The 2320-nt window shown below is 36.2% G+C and carries 1 protein-coding gene; it reads left to right on the top strand.

Features of this window, described 5'->3' with window-relative positions; genetic code table 11:
• Positions 1–1073: 1073 nt before the first annotated feature.
• Positions 1074–1877, top strand: coding sequence for an SIMPL domain-containing protein (locus MXE38_RS12115; protein ID WP_246915439.1), 804 nt, complete (start codon positions 1074–1076; stop codon positions 1875–1877).
• The last annotated feature ends 443 nt before the right edge of the window (positions 1878–2320 follow it).

Below are 2320 nucleotides of genomic sequence, written 5' to 3'. Positions count from 1 at the left end.
GCTAATTCTCAGAAATTCTGCTGATCCAAAACAGGCCTTGAAAGACTTATATGATTACATTGTTAAGGAACTGGGATTCAAAGTTAGTCAAATTCTGCCATGCAAAGAATTTGGTATTTCTAAGCTACTAAAGGGCTATTAACATGAAATGCAAGTTTTGTCTAGATTCATTTTTCTAATTTTGTGACAAGGGTAGACTCATGAAATTGCCCTAAAACACAAGAACAAGCATTAACCATAAACCACATCAAAAAAAGCACCACCAAAGCTTAATAGCAGTAATCCACATTAGATAGAAAAGAATATAAATGGCATTTTATCAACCCTTAGCAGCACATAGCAACCACTAAGAGTCTTTGCTTTGATTTATCTTAACTGATATGGTGCCCGACATTAGTAGCTACCTGATACAACTACAAAACAGGCCATGAAAAAACCGCTTAGATCTTAACTAATCCAGAAAATTGATACAAGCTTGCTAGAGCTTATTGTTAATGACTTAGTTGCTTTAGTACTTCCAAGCTTTAGTAGATTGTCAACTTTAGTGAATAGGTAATCTTAACTAACACTTAATTTTTACTAAGTGTCATAGCATATGATCAAGTTTTTATTGAGCCTTGTCTCTAGCCTTGGGTGAGGCATAGGAGGCATATGAGGCTAAAGATAAAGAGCCAATATGACAGTAAATTTGTCCAGGTAGCGCTATAAGAAGCTACTGCTGGCAAGGCACTTATTTATAAAGCTAAGGCAATAGAGAGCTTGGTTGGCTTAACGGGGCTTTAATTAGGGGTTAGGTGGCAAAAGAGGAAACGGCGTAATTGATTTTGGTCTTGACTAAGGATTTGCTAAGTTTGAGTGCGTAAGATTTTATTAAAGGGCAAACAGGCACAGTGGTTCTTATAGGTGCCTTAAAAGCAAAGATCAATTACGTACATGCTTTGTAGAAAAGTTTTTTAGTATGTAAATCTTCGGTTTAGTGTTGTGATGGTCTTTAGCTTTAAAGCAGTAATTTGACAAAAGCCCTTTTTCATTGGATTGGACTTGGATGTAATACTCAATAAGGGGTAGTTTATATGAATAAGATCAAGCAAGGTTTAATTGCCATCTCTTTAGCTGCTTTATGCTCAAGTGCTGTATTTGCTTCTGATGGAAAGTGTTCAATGGATTTTGGTAAGATTTCTGTAACTGGTCAGGGTGAAGTTCGTGTAATGCCTGATCGTGCCTCTTTAAATTATCGTGTTGTAAGCAATAAACCAACTCCTGCTGAGGCTCGTGAGGAAGTTGAAAAGACTGTAACTGCCTTTGCTAAGGCAGTAGAGGCTCTTAAGCTGGATAAGAATGCTTTTGTAGCTGATTCAATTGTAGTAACTGCTCAGTATCGTTATAACGAAAAGGATAAGAAGCAAGAGTTAGTAGGCTATGAGGGTAGCCGCAATGTTACCATTAAGGTTTCTGACTTTGCTTTAATCGGTCAGCTTAACGATGCTGCTATTAAGTCAGGCATCAATCAAATCTCTGGCTTTGAATATACTTTATCTGACAAGAAAAAGTATGAAAAAGAGGCCGCTAAGTTAGCTATTGCTGATGCCAAGGATCGTGCTCAGCTATTAGCCGATGGTTTTGAAGTTAAACTTGGTACTCCATGCTCTTTAAGCTTCCAAGAGCGTAATTATGGTGTTTATCGTGCCTATAGCAACCGCTCTATGTTATTAGCTGCTAAGGCTGAGGCTGAGCCTGTTGAGAGCACCTACAGCATCGAGCCAATTGTAGTATCTTCATCTGTAGAGGCTATTTACAACATTAAAAATGATAAGAAGGATAAGAAGGATAAGAAGGATAAGAAGGATAAGAAGGATAAGAAAGATAAGAAAGATTAATAGCTAGTTCTTGCTTGCTTACTATCTTTTAACCAAGCTCTAGGGATTTTCTCTAATTCCTAGAGCTTGTGCTTTTTAAAAAGCACAGTTCTTTCAAAGTGTTGTGTTGGTTAGAGGACAACCAATGAAGTACTTTGAAAGTAGATAGCACCTTGTTTGAGGTGCTTAACAATGTATTACTATTGTTAATAAACCTTTAATCTATCTATTCAAATGGAGCCACAGTACTCTTATTGGGTTCAGATTAGTATAGATCTCTGCATAACAACTAAGAGTGAAGTTTCAAACGACATCCTACGAATGCGCTTTGGTCATGTTACCTGAACTCTGCAATTATAGCATTACAAAAGTAACCTAAAGACTAACTATTTATATACTTCAATATTAGTGATATTTTTTTTAAATTTTGTAAAATATCACTTGTTTTAGTTGAAAAATATGGT

The sequence above is a fragment of the Anaerobiospirillum sp. NML120448 genome (assembly GCF_023050945.1).
Classification (GTDB): domain Bacteria; phylum Pseudomonadota; class Gammaproteobacteria; order Enterobacterales; family Succinivibrionaceae; genus Anaerobiospirillum.
The sequence above is the reverse complement of the archived record's forward strand: the minus strand, read 5'-3'. Positions and strand labels throughout refer to the sequence as shown.